The 20,361-nt window shown below is 55.6% G+C and carries 17 protein-coding genes; 13 read left to right on the top strand and 4 right to left on the bottom strand.

The features are described from left to right. Positions 1 to 44 precede the first annotated feature (44 nt). Together dgt and degP are read left to right on the top strand one after the other, a co-directional pair. Positions 45 to 1,559: a dGTPase gene (gene dgt / locus AACV31_RS20185; RefSeq protein ID WP_165155956.1), complete on the top strand. Its 1,515-nt coding sequence runs from the start codon at positions 45 to 47 to the stop codon at positions 1,557 to 1,559. Positions 1,560 to 1,700: 141 nt separating this feature from the next. Further along, positions 1,701 to 3,137, top strand: coding sequence for a serine endoprotease DegP (gene degP / locus AACV31_RS20190; protein WP_075197695.1), 1,437 nt, complete (start codon positions 1,701 to 1,703; stop codon positions 3,135 to 3,137). 79 nt (positions 3,138 to 3,216) lie between these two features. On the opposite strand, the gene AACV31_RS20195 is transcribed toward degP, so the two are convergent. The 4 genes from AACV31_RS20195 to map all read right to left on the bottom strand — a co-directional run bounded on the left by AACV31_RS20195 (position 3,217) and on the right by map (position 8,096). Then, positions 3,217 to 3,606: a DUF3461 family protein gene (locus tag AACV31_RS20195; protein WP_004386143.1), complete on the bottom strand. Its 390-nt coding sequence runs from the start codon at positions 3,604 to 3,606 to the stop codon at positions 3,217 to 3,219. Positions 3,607 to 3,715: 109 nt separating this feature from the next. Then, complete coding sequence (dapD, locus tag AACV31_RS20200; protein WP_012815351.1) at positions 3,716 to 4,540, bottom strand: 2,3,4,5-tetrahydropyridine-2,6-dicarboxylate N-succinyltransferase; 825 nt, start codon at positions 4,538 to 4,540, stop codon at positions 3,716 to 3,718. A gap of 42 nt (positions 4,541 to 4,582) precedes the next feature. After that, a complete protein-coding gene (glnD, locus tag AACV31_RS20205) occupies positions 4,583 to 7,258 on the bottom strand; it encodes a bifunctional uridylyltransferase/uridylyl-removing protein GlnD (RefSeq protein ID WP_075197777.1) in 2,676 nt (891 codons plus the stop codon). A gap of 43 nt (positions 7,259 to 7,301) precedes the next feature. Continuing rightward, positions 7,302 to 8,096, bottom strand: coding sequence for a type I methionyl aminopeptidase (gene map, locus AACV31_RS20210; RefSeq protein WP_007769358.1), 795 nt, complete (start codon positions 8,094 to 8,096; stop codon positions 7,302 to 7,304). Between the two features lie 309 nt (positions 8,097 to 8,405). Between map and rpsB the strand changes: the two genes are divergently transcribed. The 11 genes from rpsB to lpxD all read left to right on the top strand — a co-directional run bounded on the left by rpsB (position 8,406) and on the right by lpxD (position 20,329). Further along, the gene (gene rpsB, locus AACV31_RS20215) at positions 8,406 to 9,131 is read left to right on the top strand and encodes a 30S ribosomal protein S2 (RefSeq protein ID WP_004386139.1); all 726 of its coding nucleotides are present in this window, start codon (positions 8,406 to 8,408) and stop codon (positions 9,129 to 9,131) included. 156 nt (positions 9,132 to 9,287) lie between these two features. Then, on the top strand, positions 9,288 to 10,139 hold the full coding sequence (gene tsf / locus AACV31_RS20220) for a translation elongation factor Ts (RefSeq protein WP_004386138.1): 852 nt from the start codon (positions 9,288 to 9,290) through the stop codon (positions 10,137 to 10,139). 146 nt (positions 10,140 to 10,285) lie between these two features. Beyond that, positions 10,286 to 11,011 carry a UMP kinase gene (gene pyrH, locus AACV31_RS20225; RefSeq protein WP_165155958.1) on the top strand — a complete coding sequence of 242 codons (726 nt, stop codon included), beginning with the start codon at positions 10,286 to 10,288 and terminating at the stop codon, positions 11,009 to 11,011. 167 nt (positions 11,012 to 11,178) lie between these two features. After that, positions 11,179 to 11,736 carry a ribosome recycling factor gene (gene frr / locus AACV31_RS20230; RefSeq protein WP_007666696.1) on the top strand — a complete coding sequence of 186 codons (558 nt, stop codon included), beginning with the start codon at positions 11,179 to 11,181 and terminating at the stop codon, positions 11,734 to 11,736. A 124-nt stretch (positions 11,737 to 11,860) separates the two neighbouring features. Beyond that, positions 11,861 to 13,057: a 1-deoxy-D-xylulose-5-phosphate reductoisomerase gene (gene ispC / locus AACV31_RS20235; RefSeq protein ID WP_165155960.1), complete on the top strand. Its 1,197-nt coding sequence runs from the start codon at positions 11,861 to 11,863 to the stop codon at positions 13,055 to 13,057. 188 nt (positions 13,058 to 13,245) lie between these two features. Next, positions 13,246 to 14,004 carry a (2E,6E)-farnesyl-diphosphate-specific ditrans,polycis-undecaprenyl-diphosphate synthase gene (ispU, locus tag AACV31_RS20240; RefSeq protein ID WP_012815355.1) on the top strand — a complete coding sequence of 253 codons (759 nt, stop codon included), beginning with the start codon at positions 13,246 to 13,248 and terminating at the stop codon, positions 14,002 to 14,004. A 12-nt stretch (positions 14,005 to 14,016) separates the two neighbouring features. Then, entirely contained in the window at positions 14,017 to 14,874 is an 858-nt protein-coding gene (gene cdsA / locus AACV31_RS20245) for a phosphatidate cytidylyltransferase (protein ID WP_075199747.1), read from the top strand. 11 nt (positions 14,875 to 14,885) lie between these two features. Beyond that, a complete protein-coding gene (gene rseP, locus AACV31_RS20250) occupies positions 14,886 to 16,238 on the top strand; it encodes a sigma E protease regulator RseP (RefSeq protein WP_007769414.1) in 1,353 nt (450 codons plus the stop codon). A 30-nt stretch (positions 16,239 to 16,268) separates the two neighbouring features. Then, positions 16,269 to 18,683: an outer membrane protein assembly factor BamA gene (bamA, locus tag AACV31_RS20255; RefSeq protein ID WP_032806190.1), complete on the top strand. Its 2,415-nt coding sequence runs from the start codon at positions 16,269 to 16,271 to the stop codon at positions 18,681 to 18,683. Between the two features lie 122 nt (positions 18,684 to 18,805). After that, positions 18,806 to 19,300 carry a molecular chaperone Skp gene (gene skp / locus AACV31_RS20260; RefSeq protein WP_007697090.1) on the top strand — a complete coding sequence of 165 codons (495 nt, stop codon included), beginning with the start codon at positions 18,806 to 18,808 and terminating at the stop codon, positions 19,298 to 19,300. A gap of 3 nt (positions 19,301 to 19,303) precedes the next feature. After that, on the top strand, positions 19,304 to 20,329 hold the full coding sequence (gene lpxD, locus AACV31_RS20265; RefSeq protein ID WP_165155962.1) for a UDP-3-O-(3-hydroxymyristoyl)glucosamine N-acyltransferase: 1,026 nt from the start codon (positions 19,304 to 19,306) through the stop codon (positions 20,327 to 20,329). Positions 20,330 to 20,361: the final 32 nt, after the last annotated feature.

A 20,361-nucleotide genomic window follows, 5' to 3' on the forward strand; every position in this document is an offset into this window, starting at 1 on the left:
TACAGCAAGGATTTAATTCGCGTGCGCGCAGACCGGGAGGGCGAATGGAGAAAATCGATTTCCGAAACAAAATCAACTGGCATCGCCGGTATCGCTCACCGCAGGGCGTGAAGAGTGAACACGAGATCCTGCGCATCTTTGAAAGCGATCGCGGTCGCATTATTAACTCGCCCGCGATCCGCCGTCTTCAGCAGAAAACCCAGGTTTTTCCCCTTGAGCGCAACGCCGCGGTGCGCACCCGTCTTACGCATTCGCTGGAAGTCCAGCAGGTCGGGCGTTATATCGCCAAAGAGGTGTTAAGCCGCCTGAAAGAGCAGGGGCTGCTTGAGGCGTATGGCCTGGCGGAGCTGACCGGGCCGTTTGAGAGCATTGTCGAGATGTCGTGTCTGATGCATGACATCGGCAATCCGCCGTTCGGTCACTTCGGCGAAGCGGCGATTAACGACTGGTTCAGCCAGCGACTCTTTCCGGCGGATGCCGAAAACCAGCCCGTAAGCCAGGACCGCTGTACGGTGCAGACGCTGCGCCTGCAGGAGGGCGAAGAGGCGCTTAACGCGCTGCGCGGCAATGTGCGCCGGGATTTGTGTCATTTCGAGGGTAACGCGCAGGGAATACGACTGGTGCATACGCTGCTGCGCATGAATCTTACCTGGGCGCAGGTCGGCGGTATTCTTAAATATACGCGCCCGGCCTGGTATAGCGGAGCAGTGCCGGAAACCCACAGCTACCTGATGAAAAAGCCTGGGTTTTATCTCTCCGAAGATCAATATATTTCGAGGTTGCGTAAAGAACTGCAATTAGAAACTTACAGTCGCTTCCCGCTCGCCTGGATTATGGAGGCGGCCGACGATATTTCTTATTGCGTGGCGGATCTTGAAGATGCGGTGGAAAAACGCATTTTCAGCGTCGAGCAGTTATATCAACATCTCTACGACGCCTGGGGCGAACATGCGCCTGGCGATCTCTTTAATCTGGTGGTGCAAAACGCCTGGGATAAATCGGGAACCAATCAATTGCATCACAGCGCGGAAGACCAGTTTTTTATGTATCTGCGCGTCAATACGTTAAATCGACTGGCGCCATACGCCGCGCAGCGCTTTATTGATAATTTGCCTGAGGTCTTTGACGGCTCGTTTAATCATGCGCTGCTTGAAGATGACAGCCCGTACAGCCGCCTGCTGGAGCTGTATAAAAATGTCGCGGTGCGTCATGTATTTAACCACCCTGACGTCGAGCAACTGGAGTTGCAGGGCTACCGGGTTATTAGCGGGCTGCTGGATATTTATCGGCCGTTGCTCTCGCTGACGCTGGCGCAATTTCGTGAGCTGGTGGAAAAAGAGAGCGTGCGAACGTTACCGATTGAATCGCGCCTTTATCATAAACTTTCTTCCCGGCACCGGCTGGCTTATATCGAAGCCGTGAGTCATCTTCATCCACAGGCGGCGGATTTCCCGGTTTGGGAATATTATTATCGTTGCCGTCTTATCCAGGACTATATCAGCGGCATGACCGATCTCTACGCCTGGGATGAATATCGTAAACTGATGGCGGTAGAATAACCCCGCTTCGTTTTGTAAAGACGCCCAATAAATTTTTACTTTTTTCAGAAAATTAACAATGGAACTTCGCGCTATAAATCGACTCTGACAGACACCTTCACAGCAATTTATTTGCGTTACTTGTTAGTTGAGAATGAATCGATGAAAAAAACCACGTTAGCAATGAGTGCGCTGGCCCTGAGCCTGGGGCTGGCATTAAGCCCGGCTTCCTTCGCCGCTGAAACCGCGTCCGCCGTGACGTCGCAGGCGATGCCGAGCCTGGCGCCGATGCTGGAAAAAGTCATGCCTTCTGTCGTCAGCATTAACGTTGAAGGCAGCACAACGGTCAATACGCCGCGTATGCCGCGCAACTTCCAGCAGTTTTTCGGCGATGATTCGCCGTTCTGCCAGGATGGCTCTCCGTTCCAGAGCTCTCCGTTCTGCCAGGGCGGCCCTGGTGGTCAGGGCGGCGCTGACGGCAATGGGCAGCAGCAGAAATTTATGGCGCTGGGCTCCGGCGTGATTATCGACGCCGCTAAAGGTTATGTGGTCACCAACAACCACGTGGTGGATAACGCCACCACCATCAAAGTGCAACTGAGCGACGGCCGTAAGCTGGACGCGAAAATGGTAGGCAAAGATCCGCGCTCCGACATCGCGCTGATCCAGATTCAGGACCCGAAAAACCTGACGGCGATTAAACTTGCCGACTCCGACAGCCTGCGCGTCGGCGACTATGCCGTCGCCATCGGCAACCCGTTCGGTCTTGGCGAAACGGTAACCTCCGGTATCGTCTCGGCGCTGGGCCGCAGCGGCCTGAACGCGGAAAACTACGAGAACTTTATTCAGACCGATGCGGCGATTAACCGCGGGAACTCCGGCGGCGCGCTGGTGAACCTGAACGGCGAGCTTATCGGCATCAACACCGCTATTCTGGCGCCGGATGGCGGCAACATCGGTATCGGCTTTGCTATTCCGAGCAACATGGTGAAAAGCCTGACGTCGCAGATGGTCGAATATGGCCAGGTGAAACGCGGCGAGCTGGGCATCATGGGGACCGAGTTGAACTCTGAACTCGCCAAAGCGATGAAAGTGGACGCGCAGCGCGGCGCGTTTGTAAGCCAGGTGCTGGCGAACTCTTCCGCCGCCAAAGCGGGCGTGAAAGCGGGAGACGTGATCGTGTCGCTGAACGGCAAGCCGATTAGCAGCTTCGCGGCGCTGCGTGCGCAGGTCGGCACCATGCCGGTCGGCACGAAACTGACGCTCGGCCTGCTGCGCGACGGCAAACCGGTGAACGTCGATCTGGTGCTGCAGCAGAGCAGCCAGACGCAGGTAGACTCGTCTTCTATCTTCAGCGGTATCGAAGGGGCGGAGATGAGCAACCGTGCCGGTAAGGAGAAAGGCGTGGTGGTCAACAGTGTGAAAGCGGGTTCGCCTGCGGCACGCATTGGCCTGAAAAAAGGAGATGTTATTGTCGGCGCGAACCAGCAGCCGGTGAGCAATATCGCCGAACTGCGCAAAATCCTCGACAGCAAACCGTCGGTGCTGGCGCTGAATATTCAGCGTGGCGACAGCTCTATCTATCTGCTGATGCAGTAAGAGACGCTCTGAAAACAAAAGGCCGCGATTGCGGCCTTTTTTATGTCTGATGCCCTGCGATAAAACGCGGGGGCAACGCTTATTTGTTGCGGGTGAGCTTTTCGAGGTCGGACTCGATCTCGGAGATCTTGTTCGCCACGACGCTTTCCAGATGGCGCAGGTCGTCGAGGATTTTGCGTTTCAGATCCACTTCGGTGCGGTCGCGCTGGCAGAGTTGATCCAGCTCGTCTATCACGTAGCGCAGGTTAGGGCTGATTTCCTGCACTTCTTTGTAACCCTGACCGACGCCGTCGGCGACCACGGTTTTGCGCTGGCGTGGGTATTTAAACTTCACGCTTTTGGCGAAGAACTCGCCCTTATCCTTATGGAAGTAGATCTTCAGGATATCGTTGTTCGCTTCCTGGCGCAGACTGTAACGGTCGATTTCATCAGGATTGGTTATGCCAAGACTCTTAAGGTTGTCGTACATAGCGATCCCCCAGGGGAAATATTAACCTTTAGATAATTAATGAAAAGATCTCATCGCGCCACCCTCAGATGTGAAAAAGGCGGGCCAGGCACGCCTTTTTTCGTTCTGCTTAGTCGATGGTGCGAAGCAGTTCGTTGATACCGACTTTACCGCGGGTTTTCGCGTCGACCTTCTTCACGATCACCGCGCAGTAGAGGCTGTATGTCCCATCTTTCGACGGCAGGTTGCCGGAAACCACCACGGAGCCTGCCGGCACGCGGCCGTAGAAGACTTCGCCGGTTTCCCGGTCATAAATTTTGGTGCTCTGGCCGATGTAAACGCCCATCGAGATAACAGAGCCTTCTTCGACGATAACGCCTTCCACCACTTCAGAGCGCGCGCCGATAAAGCAGTTGTCTTCAATGATGGTTGGGTTGGCCTGCAGCGGCTCCAGTACGCCGCCGATGCCGACGCCGCCGGAGAGGTGAACGTTTTTACCGATCTGCGCGCAGGAGCCGACGGTAGCCCAGGTATCCACCATGGTGCCTTCATCGACATACGCGCCGATGTTGACATAAGACGGCATCAGCACGGTGTTGCGGGCGATAAACGCGCCCTGACGCACGGCGGCGGGCGGCACCACGCGAAAGCCTTCTTTCTGGAAGCGCGCTTCGTCGTAGTTAGCGAATTTCATCGGCACTTTGTCGAAATAGCGGCTTTCGGCGCCTTCAATCACCTGGTTGTCGTTAATGCGGAAGGAGAGCAGCACCGCTTTTTTCAGCCACTGGTGGGTGACCCACTCGCCGTTGATCTTCTCTGCGACGCGCAGTTCGCCGCTGTCCAGCAGGGCGATAACCTGGTTGACCGCCTCGCGGGTGACGGCATCGACGTTCGCCGGCGTAATGTCGGCGCGGCGCTCGAAAGCGGATTCAATAACGTTCTGTAGCTGCTGCATAATTAGCTTCTTTCCTGATAACTTTTGGGTATTAAAAATTCACTACACTTTATCGTTTGGATTGAGGGCCTCTGTCAACCGTTGTCTCACCTCTTGCTGGAGCAGATTATTAAGCCCACGCCGGTCCGCTGTCGCGATTATAAATAAATCTTCTACTCGCTCCCCGATTGTACTGATTCGGGCTCCGTGCAGCGAAATGCCGAGGTCGGCGAAGACCTGTCCGACGCGCGCCAGAAGGCCGGGCTGATCGAGCGCGATAAGCTCCAGAAACGATTTTCTGTCGGTGTGGGTCGGCAGGAAATTCACCTCGGTTTCCACCGTAAAGTGCCGCAGTTTGGCCGGCTGGCGACGCGGCTGCGGCGGCTGCCAGGTGCGCTGGGTGATCGCCTGCTCGAGACCCTGGCGAATCGCCTCATGGCGGTCCGGGGAGAGCGGACTGCCGTCCGGCTCCAGAACAATAAAGGTATCCATCGCCATATCGTCGCGGGTTGTGAAGATCTGCGCGTCGTGCACGCTCAGATTGCGCCGGTCGAGCTCGGCGCAGACCGCGGCGAAGAGGTAAGGGCGGTCCGGGCTCCAGATGAATATCTCGGTGCCGCCGCGCGTCGCCTGCGGGCTTAGCAGGATCAGCGGCTGGCTGAGATCGTGGTGGAGCAGATGCCGCGCGTGCCAGGCGAGCTGGTTCGGGCTGTGGCGCACAAAATAGTTGGCGCGACAGCGTCCCCAGATGTGGTGCAGCGCCTCTTCATCGATATTCTCCATACGCAGCAGCGCCAGCGCCTGGAGCTGGTGATGACGCACCCGCTCGCGCATGTCGGGCGTGCTTTGCATGCCGCGGCGCAGCTGTTTTTCCGTCGCGAAGTAGAGCTCGCGCAACAGGCTCTGCTTCCAGCTGTTCCAGAGCGTCTCGTTGGTGGCGCAGATATCCGCCACCGTCAGGCAAACCAGGAATCGCAGACGGTTTTCGGTCTGCACTTCTTCGGCGAACTGTTTAATGACTTCCGGATCCTGAATGTCGCGGCGCTGGGCCGTGACCGACATCAGCAGGTGGTGGCGAACCAGCCAGGCGACCAGCTGCGTTTCACGCGAGTTCAGGCCGTGCAGCTCGGCGAATTTCAGGATGTCCTGCGCGCCCAGCACCGAGTGGTCGCCGCCGCGCCCTTTGGCGATGTCATGGAACAGCGCGGCGATGAGGATCAGCTCCGGGTGCGACAGGCGCGGCCAGAGATCCACGCAGAGCGGATGTTTCGAGCGCGTCTCTTCTTTGGCGAAGCTTTCCAGCTTCAGCAGCACGCGGATGGTGTGCTCATCCACCGTATAGGCGTGGAACAGATCGAACTGCATCTGGCCGACGATATGCGACCACTGCGGCATATAGGCCCACAATACGCTGTGGCGGTGCATCGGCAGCAGGCCGCGGCTCACGGCGCCCGGATGGCGCAGCATCGCCAGAAACAGCGAGCGCGCTTCCGGGATGTAGCACAGCGGCTGTTTAAGATGACGGCGCGCGTGGCGCAGATGACGCAGGGTGGTGGAATAGATACCGGTGATGTCGCGATTACGCACCATCATATAAAACATGCGCAGGATGGCCTGCGGCTCGCGGATAAACAGCGTTTCATCGCGCAGATCGATAAGCGTGCCGCGCAGCTGGAAATCGTCATCCAGCACGCGCGGTTTTTCATCGGTCGTCAGCGCAAGGATAGCTTCGTCGAACAGTTGCAGCAGCATCTGGTTAAGCTCGCCGACGCGGCGCGTGACGCGGTAGAAATCCTTCATCATATGCTCAACCGGCTCGTTGCCTTCGCCTTCATAACGCAGGCGCTGGGCTACGCTCAGCTGGCGGTCGAACAACAGACGGTTGTCGTAGCGGTTGAGCTCCAGGTGCAGGGCAAAGCGAATGCGCCACAGCAGATGCTGGCACTCGTCAAGCTCGTTGCGCTCAGCTTCCGTCAGAAAGCCGAAACCGACCATTTCACGCAGCGACGTGGCGCCAAAGTGGCGGCGCGCCACCCATTGCAGCGTGTGTATATCGCGCAGACCGCCGGGGCTGCTTTTAATGTCCGGCTCCAGGTTGTAGCTCGTGCCGTGATAGCGCTGGTGGCGCTCGTTCTGCTCTTCGACTTTGGCGGCGAAGAATTTCTCCGAAGGCCAGAAGCCGTCGCTGAAAATGTGCTTTTGTAATTCAAGGAACAGCGCCACGTCGCCAATCAGCAGGCGCGATTCGATAAGGTTAGTGGCGACGGTGAGATCCGAAAGCCCCTCCAGCAGACACTCTTCAAGCGTGCGTACGCTGTGCCCCACTTCCAGCTTCACGTCCCACAGGAGCGTCAACAGCTCGCCCACTTTTTGCGCTTGCGCTTCGCTTAAGCGTTTGCGGCTCAGGATCAGCAGATCGATATCCGATAGCGGGTGTAGTTCGCCGCGTCCGTAACCGCCTACCGCCACCAGCGCGGCGTCGGTGGTTTCGCCAAAACCCGCGGCGAGCCACAGCCGTTGCAGGAGCTGGTCGATAAATTCAGTACGCGCTTCAATCAGCCGTTCGGCGCTATAGCCATCGTCAAACGCGGCGCCCAGCCACTGCTGAAAGGCGTCGAGATGGTGTTTGATTTGCGCGCAGTTCAGCGCGTCGGCAGGCCAGGTGGCGGGGTTTTCAGGCTGTCCGGGAAGAGGAGCAAGCGTGGTATTCACCGACTGCTCGGGTAATGTGTTACTCATCATGCGCCACCCATAAAAAAAGCCGGCGTTTGCCGGCTTCTTATTAGTCGTTATGCGAAATGATGTTGGGTATGGTGTCGTCTTTACGCAACGTCAGAATTTCGCAGCCGTTATCCGTCACCACAATAGTATGCTCGTACTGCGCAGACAAGCTGCGATCCTTGGTTTTCACCGTCCAGCCGTCCTTCATGGTGCGGATGCGGTAGTCGCCGGCGTTAACCATCGGCTCGACCGTAAAGGTCATGCCCGGTTGCAGCACCACGCCGCCGTCATCGGCATCGTAATGCAGGACCTGCGGCTCTTCATGGAAGCCGCGGCCGATGCCGTGTCCGCAATATTCGCGCACCACGGAGAACCCTTGCGCTTCGACGAATTTCTGAATGGCGGCGCCGAGGGTGCGCAGACGAATGCCCGGCTTCACCATGCGCAGCGCGACATACAGGCTTTCCTGCGTAATACGGCACAGGCGCTCGCCCAGAATGGTCGGCTTGCCGACGATAAACATTTTAGACGTGTCGCCGTGGTACTCATCTTTAATGACGGTGACGTCTATGTTGACGATATCGCCATCTTTCAGCAGTTTGCCGTCATCGGGAATGCCGTGGCAGACCACTTCGTTAATAGAAATACACACGGATTTCGGGAAGCCGTGGTAGTTCAGGCTTGCGGAGATCGCATGCTGGTGGTTGGTAATATAATCGTGACAGATGCGATCCAGTTCGCCCGTGCTGACGCCTGGTTTCACATGTTCTTCGATCATTTCAAGCACTTCAGCGGCAAGCCTGCCCGCGACGCGCATTTTTTCGATTTCTTCAGGGGTTTTAATTGAAATAGCCATAATCTGGTCCGCTGGTGCCGGAAAATTCGGCAATACTGATAAATGTAAAACAATGGTATCAGGGCATCAGGAAGGTGCCAAATTGAGAATCATTAAGGACGCCTCCCGTGAACAACTATTGGAGTCGGGGGCGAATTTGTGATATAAAGCGCGCCGGACTTCTGTACCAGAATCCTGGCACAGAGGCGACTACTCTCACTTTGTGTAATAACACACACGTATCGGCACATATTCCGGGGTGCCCTTCGGGGTCGGTAATATGGGATACGTGGAGGCATAACCCCAACTTTTAAACAGAGGTTTTAAATCATGGCAACTGTTTCCATGCGCGACATGCTCAAGGCTGGTGTTCACTTCGGTCACCAGACCCGTTACTGGAACCCGAAAATGAAGCCGTTCATCTTCGGTGCGCGTAACAAAGTTCACATCATCAACCTTGAGAAAACTGTACCGATGTTCAACGAAGCCCTGGCTGAGCTGAGCAAAATTTCTTCCCGTAAAGGTAAGATTCTGTTCGTCGGTACCAAACGCGCTGCAAGCGAAGCGGTGAAAGAAGCTGCTAACAGCTGCGACCAGTTCTTCGTGAACCATCGCTGGCTGGGCGGTATGCTGACTAACTGGAAAACCGTTCGTCAGTCCATCAAGCGCCTGAAAGATCTGGAAACTCAGTCTCAGGACGGCACCTTCGATAAGCTGACCAAAAAAGAAGCGCTGATGCGCACTCGTGAGCTGGAAAAGCTGGAAAACAGCCTCGGCGGTATCAAAGACATGGGCGGCCTGCCGGACGCACTGTTTGTTATCGACGCTGACCACGAGCACATCGCTATCAAAGAAGCAAACAACCTGGGTATCCCGGTATTTGCTATCGTTGATACCAACTCCGATCCGGACGGTGTTGACTTCGTTATCCCGGGTAACGATGACGCCATCCGTGCTGTCAGCCTGTACCTGAATGCTGTTGCTGCAACCGTTCGTGAAGGCCGTTCTCAGGATCTGGCTGCTCAGGCGGAAGAAAGCTTCGTAGAAGCTGAATAATAAGGCATGCTCGTTTAGAGCCCTTATTAACCAGGTAGTAACAAGTTTGGTTAGGGGGCCTGTCTCAGGCTCCCTTTTTTGTTTGAGTCGGGTGTGCCGGACGCTTCCGGCAGGCCTGGACTTATCTCCCCGCACGAGATAACCGAGGATTATAGAATGGCTGAAATTACCGCTTCCCTGGTAAAAGAGCTGCGCGAACGTACTGGCGCAGGCATGATGGAATGTAAAAAAGCTCTGGTTGAAGCTAATGGCGACATCGAGCTGGCTATCGAAAACATGCGTAAATCTGGCGCGATCAAAGCAGCGAAAAAAGCAGGCAACGTAGCTGCTGACGGCGTGATCAAAACCAAGATCGAAGGCAACTACGGCGTGATCCTGGAAGTTAACTGCCAGACCGACTTCGTTGCTAAAGACGGCGGTTTCCAGGCGTTCGCTGACAAAGTACTGGACGCTGCTTTTGCGGGCAAAATCACCGACGTTGAAGCACTGAAAGCGCAGTTCGAAGAAGAGCGCGTTGCTCTGGTTGCTAAAATCGGCGAGAACATCAACATCCGTCGTATCGCATCCCTGGAAGGCGACGTTCTGGCAAGCTACCTGCACGGCGCGCGTATCGGCGTTCTGGTTGCGGCTAAAAACGCTGACGAAGAGCTGGTTAAACAGCTGGCGATGCACGTTGCTGCAAGCAAGCCGGAATTCGTTAAGCCGGAAGACGTGTCTGCTGACGTGGTAGAAAAAGAGTACCAGGTACAGCTGGACATCGCCATGCAGTCTGGCAAGCCGAAAGAAATCGCAGAGAAAATGGTTGAAGGCCGCATGAAGAAATTCACCGGCGAAGTTTCTCTGACCGGTCAGCCTTTCGTTATGGACCCGAGCAAAACCGTTGCTCAACTGCTCAAAGAGCACAACGCTGACGTGACTAACTTCATCCGCTTTGAAGTGGGCGAAGGCATCCAGAAAGTTGAGACTGACTTCGCAGCAGAAGTTGCTGCCATGTCCCGCCAGTCTTAATGGTGTAAAAGAGCCGCCTGAGGGCGGCTCCTTTTTATCCGTCATTCATAAATTTCGGCCTGCTCTTATATAGCCGGAGCCGGAATGCGACGCATCATGTCGCCTGAATTAACCATCCCATTCGTTGACAGTTCCAGGAAAGAAACATGGCTACCAATGCAAAACCCGTCTATAAACGCATTCTGCTCAAGCTGAGTGGCGAAGCGCTGCAAGGAGCAGAAGGCTTCGGTATTGATGCGAGCATTCTGGATCGCATGGCGCAGGAAATTAAAGAGCTGGTGGAGCTGGGCATCCAGGTCGGGGTGGTGATCGGCGGCGGCAACTTATTCCGCGGCGCTGGCCTTGCCAAAGCCGGTATGAACCGTGTCGTGGGCGACCACATGGGGATGCTGGCGACCGTGATGAACGGCCTTGCGATGCGCGACGCACTGCACCGCGCCTATGTTAACGCGCGCCTGATGTCTGCCTTCCCGTTAAATGGCGTATGCGACAACTACAGCTGGGCTGAAGCTATCAGCCTGCTGCGTAACAACCGCGTGGTCATTCTGTCCGCCGGTACCGGCAACCCGTTCTTCACCACCGATTCCGCTGCCTGCCTGCGCGGTATCGAAATTGAAGCCGAAGTGGTGCTGAAGGCGACGAAAGTCGACGGCGTGTATTCCGCAGACCCGATGAAAGATCCAACCGCGACGCTCTACGATCAGCTGACCTACCAGGAAGTGCTGGAAAAAGAGCTGAAAGTGATGGATCTGGCGGCCTTTACGCTCGCACGCGACCACAAATTGCCGATTCGTGTCTTCAACATGAATAAGCCGGGCGCGCTGCGCCGCGTGGTAATGGGCGAAAAAGAAGGCACTTTGATTACGGAATAATTTTCGTTTCAAAGGAATCAGGGTAAGATTCCGCTTTAAAATCAGTTTCCGTGACCAGGCGACCCGTCGGGTGCCGCAAGATAAAGAGGCTATACTTAGCACGCAGCCGCAAGGCATCGTGGCGCAGGTGTGGTCTGCCTGATAACCAGTTTTCAAGGATTCGTAACGTGATTAGCGATATCAGAAAAGATGCTGAAGTACGCATGGACAAATGCGTTGAAGCATTCAAAACCCAAATCAGCAAAGTGCGTACCGGCCGCGCTTCCCCGAGCCTGCTGGACGGGATCGTAGTGGAATACTATGGCACGCCGACGCCGCTGCGTCAGCTGGCTAACGTTACCGTAGAAGATTCCCGTACGCTGAAAATCAACGTATTCGATCGCTCTATGAGCCCGGCCGTTGAGAAAGCGATTATGGCATCTGACCTCGGCCTGAACCCAAGCTCCGCGGGCAGCGATATCCGCGTTCCGCTGCCGCCGCTGACCGAAGAGCGTCGTAAAGACCTCATCAAAGTGGTGCGTGGCGAAGCCGAGCAGGCGCGCGTGGCTATCCGTAACGTCCGTCGCGACGCGAACGATAAAGTGAAAGCGCTGCTGAAAGATAAAGAGATCGGCGAAGATGAAGATCGCCGCTCTCAGGACGACGTTCAGAAAATGACTGACGCCGCCATCAAGAAAGTGGACGCGGCGCTGGCTGATAAAGAAGCCGAGCTGATGCAGTTCTAATCCCTTTCTGATGATACCGTAAACGCCGTACAGGAGAACCGCATCGCGGTTTTCGCTGGCGGCGTTTTGCATTGGATCGCGCGTCTGCGCGGTGCGTTTATTCTTATTTCACGTTGAGCGCCTCATGAAGCATTTAACCATTCTCGGCTCTACCGGCTCTATCGGTTGCAGCACCCTTGATGTTATCCGTCATAATCCGGACAAGTTTGCGGTTACCGCGCTGGTGGCGGGCAAGAATGTCGCCCGAATGGTTGAGCAATGTCTGGAGTTCCGCCCGCGTTTCGCGGTGATGGATGATGAGGCGAGCGCCCGTGAATTGCGTGACACGCTGCGCGAGCAGGGCAGCCGCACTGAGGTATTAGCCGGGCGCGACGCGGCCTGCGAGATGGCATCGCTTGATGAGGTGACGCAGGTAATGGCGGCCATCGTCGGCGCCGCCGGGCTGCTGCCGACGCTTGCCGCTATCGCGGCCGGTAAGCAAGTGTTACTGGCGAATAAAGAATCGCTGGTGACCTGCGGACGCCTTTTTATGGAGGCGGTCGCGGGCAGCGGGGCGCAACTGCTGCCGGTGGATAGCGAGCATAACGCGATTTTTCAGAGTTTACCGGCAACAATTCAACACAACCTGGGGTACGCTAAACTTGAGGAAAGCGGAGTTTCTTCGATTATCCTCACCGGATCTGGTGGACCGTTTCGACAGACGCCTTTGCCTGAACTGGCGGCAATGACGCCGGACCAGGCGTGTCGTCATCCTAACTGGTCGATGGGGCGTAAAATATCCGTCGATTCGGCTACCATGATGAATAAAGGTCTCGAATACATTGAAGCTCGCTGGCTATTTAACGCCCGGGCAGACCAGATGGAAGTGTTGATTCATCCACAGTCGGTGATTCATTCCATGGTGCGCTATGCCGACGGCAGCGTGCTGGCTCAACTGGGCGAACCCGATATGCGCACCCCCATCGCGCATACGATGGCCTGGCCGGCGCGCGTCCCTTCCGGCGTGACGCATCTGGATTTTTGCAAGATAGCGACGCTGAGCTTCGGTGAACCGGATTATCAGCGCTATCCGTGTCTGAAGCTCGCCATTGACGCCTTTGAAAAAGGGCAGGCGGCGACGACAGCGCTTAACGCGGCGAATGAGATTACGGTCGCCGCTTTTCTTGCCGGAGAGATTCGTTTTACGGATATCGCAGCGCTTAATCAGGCGGTGCTGGATGAAATGGATCTTCGTGAACCGCAAAGTGTGGATGAAGTGCTCACCGTAGATGCCGAAGCGCGCACTGTTGCGCATAATCGGGTGACGCGTCTCGCAAGCTGATGATTAATCACGCGGCGAAGGCGACGTTATTTGTGAGCGCTCTGCTTCGGTGATATAGTCTGCGCCACCTGAATACGGGTGGGTGAGCCTGGCCGGTCGGGCGAGCCGTGGTTGTCACGGCTTTTTTATGCAAAGGCTTCAGTATTCCTGAGTACCGCTTAATCCTTATCAGGGAATAAATACGCGTTATGTTGTCTGTAAACCTTCCATTAAGCGAAAACTTGCCCGCACATGGCGCGCGCCATGTTGCCATTATTATGGATGGCAATGGTCGCTGGGCGAAAAGACAAGGGAAAATCAGAGCCTTTGGCCACAAAGCGGGAGCGAAGTCAGTTCGCCGCGCGGTTTCTTTCGCTGCAAACAATGGTATTGAGGCACTGACGCTTTACGCATTCAGCAGCGAGAACTGGAACCGCCCTGCTCAGGAAGTCAGCGCGCTGATGGAATTATTTGTCTGGGCGCTCGACAGCGAAGTCAAAAGCCTGCATCGCCATAATGTGCGTCTGCGGGTCATCGGCGATATTAGCCGTTTTAACACCCGCTTACAGGACCGTATCCACAAAGCCGAAGCGTTAACCAGCCAGAATAGCGGGCTGACGTTGAATATCGCCGCGAATTATGGCGGACGTTGGGATATTATTCAGGGAGTGCAGCATTTAGCGGCACAGGTCCAGGAAGGTTTACTGCGTCCTGACCAGATTGATGAAGAGATGCTCAGTAAGCAGATCTGCATGAATGAGCTGGCTCCCGTAGATTTAGTGATTAGGACAGGGGGAGAGCATCGCATCAGTAATTTCCTGCTGTGGCAAATTGCCTATGCAGAACTCTATTTTACCGATGTTCTCTGGCCTGATTTTGATGAACAAGACTTTGAAGGTGCGCTAAATGCCTTTGCCAACCGGGAACGTCGGTTCGGCGGCACAGCACCTGGTGGCATCGATGCCTGATGGGGGTAGCTTTTGCTGAAGTATCGCCTGATTTCTGCGTTTGTTTTAATACCGGTTGTTATCGCCGCGCTGTTTTTGCTGCCACCGATGGGTTTCGCGATTGCGACGCTGGTCGTTTGCGTGCTGGCCGCCTGGGAATGGGGGCAACTGAGCGGTTTCGTTTCCCGATCTCAGCGGGTATGGCTGGCGCTGCTTTGTGGGCTGCTTCTGGCGCTGATGCTCTTTTTTCTGCCCATCTACCAGGCGCCGATTAACGTTCCGCTGGTCGAAGGCGCGCTCTGGGCGTCGCTGGGCTGGTGGGTGATTGCCCTGTTACTGGTGCTGTTCTACCCCAATTCCGCGGCATTCTGGCGCCATTCTAAAGCGCTGCGTCTGGTGTTCGGCCTGCTGACGATTGTTCCGTTTTTCTGGGGCATGGTGGCGCTGCGCGCCTGGCATTACGACGCCAATCATTACAGCGGCGCGCTCTGGCTGTTGTATGTGATGATTCTGGTCTGGGGTGCGGATTCCGGCGCGTATATGTTCGGCAAAATGTTCGGCAAGCATAAGCTTGCGCCGAAAGTCTCCCCGGGTAAAACCTGGCAGGGCTTTATCGGCGGGCTTTTTACCGCGGCGATTATCTCCTGGATTTACGGTGCGTGGGCCGATCTTAACGTCGCGCCTGTGACGCTGCTGACCTGTTCTATCGTTGCCGCGCTGGCCTCTGTGCTGGGCGACCTGACAGAAAGCATGTTCAAGCGTGAAGCAGGCATTAAAGACAGCGGGCATCTCATCCCCGGTCACGGCGGCATTCTCGATCGCATCGACAGCCTGACAGCGGCGGTGCCGGTTTTCGCCTGCCTGTTGCTGCTGGTCTTCAGGACGATTTAACGGAATAAATTATGTTGAGCATACTCTGGAATCTGGCGGCTTTTATTATCGCACTGGGCGTTCTTATTACGGTGCATGAGTTCGGCCATTTCTGGGTTGCGCGTAAAGCGGGCGTGCGCGTGGAGCGCTTCTCCGTCGGCTTTGGTAAAGCGCTGTGGCGGCGCACTGACCGCCACGGCACAGAATACGTTATCGCCCTCATCCCGCTGGGCGGCTATGTCAAAATGCTCGACGAGCGCGTGGAGCCGGTTGCCCCGGAACTGCGTCACGAAGCCTTCAATAATAAAACCGTGGCGCAGCGCGCCGCGATTATCGCCGCCGGGCCCATCGCCAACTTCCTCTTCGCTATTTTCGCCTACTGGCTCGTTTTTATGATGGGCGTACCGGGCCTCAAACCGGTGATTGGTGAAATAACGCCCAATTCCATCGCGGCGAAGGCACAAATCGAACCTGGCACGGAACTAAAAGCTGTAGATGGCATCGAAACGCCAGACTGGGATGCTGTGCGTCTTGAACTTGTCGCCCGTATCGGCGACGAGAATGTGACGCTCAGCATTGCCTCGCCAGGGGACACAACGGCCACGGATAAAGTGCTCGATCTTCGCCAGTGGCAGTTCGAGCCAGATAAAGAAGATCCGGTTGCGTCGCTTGGCATCAGGCCGTTTGGTCCGAAGATTGAACCTGTGCTTGCGCAGGTGCAACCGAAGTCCGCCGCCAGTAAAGCGGGTTTGCAAGCCGGAGACAGGATCGTTAAAGTCGATGGGCAGCCGCTCAGTGAGTGGTCAACCTTTGTGACGACGGTGCGGGATAATCCGGCGCGGCCGCTCGCAATCGAGATAGAAAGACAGGGGAGCCCCTTGTCTTTGACGCTGATACCGGATACAAAACCCGGTAACGATAAGGCGGAAGGGTTTGCAGGCGTGGTGCCGAAAATTGCGCCGCTGCCCAATGAGTACAAGACAGTGCGCCAGTATGGGCCGTTCCATGCGATAACAGAAGCGACGACGAAGACGTGGCAACTGATGAAGCTGACGGTCAACATGCTGGGAAAATTACTGACCGGCGACGTTAAACTGAACAACCTCAGTGGGCCAATCTCGATTGCCCAGGGAGCAGGGATGTCAGCGGAGTTCGGGTTGATTTACTACCTGATGTTTCTGGCGCTGATCAGCGTGAACTTAGGGATTATCAATCTGTTCCCGCTACCCGTACTCGACGGGGGGCATTTGCTGTTTCTGGCGATTGAGAAGCTTAAAGGCGGGCCGGTTTCCGAGCGAGTTCAAGACTTTAGTTATCGCATTGGCTCAATTTTGCTGGTGCTGTTAATGGGGCTTGCACTTTTCAATGATTTCTCTCGGCTATAGAGAGCAGGTTAGGAAGAACGCATAACAACGATGGCGATGAAAAAGTTGCTCATAGCGTCGCTGCTGTTTAGCAGCGCCACCGTATACGGTGCAGACGGGTTCGTAGTGAAGGACATTCATTTCGAAGGCCTGCAGCGAGTCGCCGTTGGTGCGGCCCTCCTCAGCATGCCGGTTCGCGTTGGCGATACGGTAAATGACGAGGATATCAGTAATACTATCCGCGCGCTGTTTGCCTCCGGCAACTTCGAGGATGTGCGGGTGCTGCGCGACGGCGATACGCTGCTCGTTCAGGTGAAAGAGCGCCCGACGATCGCCAGCATTACTTTCTCCGGCAACAAGTCGGTGAAAGATGACATGCTCAAGCAGAACCTCGAAGCCTCTGGCGTGCGCGTGGGTGAATCCCTCGACCGCACTACGCTTTCCGATATCGAAAAGGGTCTGGAAGACTTTTACTACAGCGTGGGTAAATACAGCGCCAGCGTAAAAGCCGTGGTCACGCCGCTGCCGCGTAACCGCGTTGACCTGAAGCTCGTCTTCCAGGAAGGCGTTTCTGCCAAAATCCAGCAGATCAACATCGTCGGCAACCGCGCGTTCAGCACCGAAGAGCTGATTTCCAACTTCCAGCTGCGTGACGAAGTGCCGTGGTGGAACGTGGTGGGCGATCGCAAATACCAGAAGCAAAAGCTTCAGGGCGATCTCGAAACGCTGCGTAGCTACTACCTCGATCGCGGTTACGCGCGTTTTAATATCGATTCCACGCAGGTCAGCCTGACGCCGGATAAAAAAGGCATCTATGTCACTATCAACGTGACTGAAGGCGATCAGTACAAGATTGCAGGCGTGGAAGTCAGCGGCAACCTGGCGGGTCACTCCGCTGAAATCGAGTCGCTGACCAAAATGCAGCCGGGCGAGCTTTACAACGGCACGAAAGTGACCCGTATGGAAGACGACATCAAAAAACTGCTTGGCCGTTACGGTTATGCGTATCCGCGCGTGCAGACGCAGCCGGAAATCAACGACGCCGATAAAACCGTCAAGCTGCATGTGAATGTCGATTCCGGCAACCGCTTCTATGTGCGTAAGATTCGCTTTGAAGGTAACGACACCTCCAAAGATGCCGTACTGCGTCGCGAAATGCGTCAGATGGAAGGCGCGTGGCTTGGCAGCGATCTGGTGGATCAGGGCAAAGAACGTCTGAACCGCCTCGGGTATTTCGAAACCGTCGATGCAGACACGCAGCGCGTTTCCGGCAGCCCGGACCAGGTCGACGTGGTGTACAAAGTCAAAGAGCGTAACACCGGCAGCTTTAACTTCGGCGTAGGTTACGGCACCGAAAGCGGCGTGAGCTTCCAGGTGGGCGTACAGCAGGATAACTGGCTCGGTACTGGTTATTCCGTTGGCATTAACGGCACCAAAAACGATTACCAGACGTACTCTGAGTTCTCCGTAACTAACCCGTACTTCACGGTAGATGGCGTGAGCCTCGGCGGGCGCATCTTCTACAACGACTTTAAAGCGGACGATGCGGACCTCTCCTCCTACACCAACAAAAGCTATGGTGTGGATGGTACGCTGGGCTTCCCGGTTAACGAATACAACACGCTGCGCCTCGGCTTAGGTTACGTACACAATGACCTGTCGAATATGGAACCGCAGGTGGCGATGTGGCGTTACCTGGATTCCCTGGGCCAGAGCGCGAAAACGACCTCTGATGACAACGGCTTCTCGGCAGACGATTTCACGCTGAACTACGGCTGGACCTATAACCATCTTGACCGCGGCTTCTTCCCGACGTCAGGTTCACGTGTAAACCTGAACGGTAAAGTGACGATCCCGGGCTCTGATAACGAGTTCTATAAACTCACGCTCGATACGGCAACCTATGTTCCTATCGATGACGACCACAAATGGGTGGTTCTGGGTCGTACGCGCTGGGGTTACGGCGACGGCCTGAGCGGTAAAGAGATGCCGTTCTATGAAAACTTCTATGCGGGCGGCTCCAGCACCGTACGTGGTTTCCAGTCCAACAACATCGGTCCTAAAGCCGTTTACTACAGTGGTCCGGGTCTGGATAACTGTGACAAAGCGGTGGGCGGCTACTGCTCGTCTGACGATGCGGTGGGCGGTAACGCAATGGGTGTCGCAAGCCTTGAGTTTATTACCCCAACGCCGTTCCTGAGCGAGAAATACGCGAACTCTGTTCGTACCTCGCTGTTCGCCGACGCGGGTACCGTCTGGGATACCAACTGGAAGAACACAGCAGCCATGCGCGCGGCGGGCGTGCCGGATTATAGCGATCCGAGCAACATCCGTATGTCTGCGGGTATTGCGTTACAATGGATGTCTCCGCTTGGGCCGCTGGTGTTCTCGTATGCCCAGCCGTTCAAGAAATACGAGGGAGACAAAGCAGAGCAGTTCCAGTTCAATATTGGCAAGACCTGGTAATGTTCATTACAAGGGAATGCGTTTAGCAGTCGCGATGACTTTCGGTGCGTACGCAGAGTACGCATCCGGGCCACGCAAAGAATAGTGCTTTCGGGCACATATGGGATGGTAAGGAGTTTATTGTGAAAAAGTGGTTATTCGCTGCAGGTCTTGGCCTGGCAATGGCAGCATCAGCTCAGGCTGCTGACAAGATCGCTGTAGTTAACATGGGTAATCTGTTCCAGCAGGTTGCACAGAGCACTGGCGTTTCTAAAACGCTGGAAAACGAGTTCAAAGGCCGCGCCGGCGAACTGCAGCGCATGGAAACCGACCTGCAAGCTAAAATGCAGCGTCTGCAGCGTGACGGCTCTACCATGAAAGCGAGCGATCGCAGCAAACTGGAGAAAGACGTCATGGCGGGTCGCCAGGAGTTCTCCAGCAAAGCGCAGCAGTTCGAACAGGATCGCGCACGTCGTTCTAACGAAGAACGCGGCAAACTGGTGACTCGCATTCAGAGCGCCGTTAAAAAAGTGGCTGCTGACCAGGATATCGATCTGGTGGTAGACGCCAATACTGTGGCTTACACCAGCAGCGATGTAAAAGACATCACCGCCGATGTGCTGAAACAGGTTAAATAAGTAATGCCTTCAATTCGACTGGCTGATTTAGCCCAGCAGTTGGATGCGGAGTTACACGGTGATGGCGATATCGCCATCACCGGCGTCGCTTCCATGCAATCTGCAAAGAGTGGGCAAATCACGTTCATGGTAAACCCGCGTTACCGTGAGCAACTGGCGCACTGCCAGGCCTCCGCGGTCGTCATGACCGAGGCCGATCTTCCCTATGCCAACAGCGCTGCGCTGGTAGTGAAAAATCCCTACCTGACTTACGCGCGTATGGCCCAGATTCTCGATACCACGCCGCAGCCAGCCTCCAGCATCGCGCCGAGCGCGGTGATTGACGCCTCTGCGCGGCTTGGCAATAACGTGGCCGTCGGCGCCAACGCTGTGATTGAATCCGGCGTGGAGCTTGGCGACAACGTCGTTATCGGCCCTGGCTGTTTCGTCGGTAAAAACAGCAAGCTTGGCGCCGGTACTCGCCTGTGGGCGAACGTCAGTATTTATCACGATATTCAGATTGGCGAAAATTGCCTGGTCCAGTCCAGCACCGTCATCGGTGCCGACGGTTTCGGCTACGCTAACGATCGCGGTAATTGGGTTAAAATTCCACAACTTGGCCGCGTCATTATCGGCGATCGCGTTGAGATTGGCGCCTGTACCACTATCGATCGCGGCGCGCTTGACGACACGATTATCGGCAATGGCGTGATCATTGATAATCAGTGCCAGATTGCACATAACGTCGTGATTGGCGACAATACGGCGGTCGCAGGCGGCGTCATCATGGCTGGCAGCCTGAAAATTGGCCGCTATTGCATGATTGGCGGCGCCAGCGTGATTAATGGCCATATGGAAATCTGCGATAAAGTAACGGTAACAGGGATGGGGATGGTCATGCGTCCTATTACTGAACCTGGGGTCTACTCTTCAGGCATACCGCTGCAACCGAACAAAGTGTGGCGCAAAACGGCGGCGCTGGTGATGAATATTGATGAAATGAACAAACGCTTAAAAGCAGTTGAGCGTAAAGTCACTCACCAGGACTAACTCGCCGGTAAATAAAGCCTGCCCGCCAACAG

This window comes from Cronobacter sp. EKM101R (genome assembly GCF_963888145.1).
GTDB classification, from domain to species: domain Bacteria; phylum Pseudomonadota; class Gammaproteobacteria; order Enterobacterales; family Enterobacteriaceae; genus Cronobacter; species Cronobacter turicensis.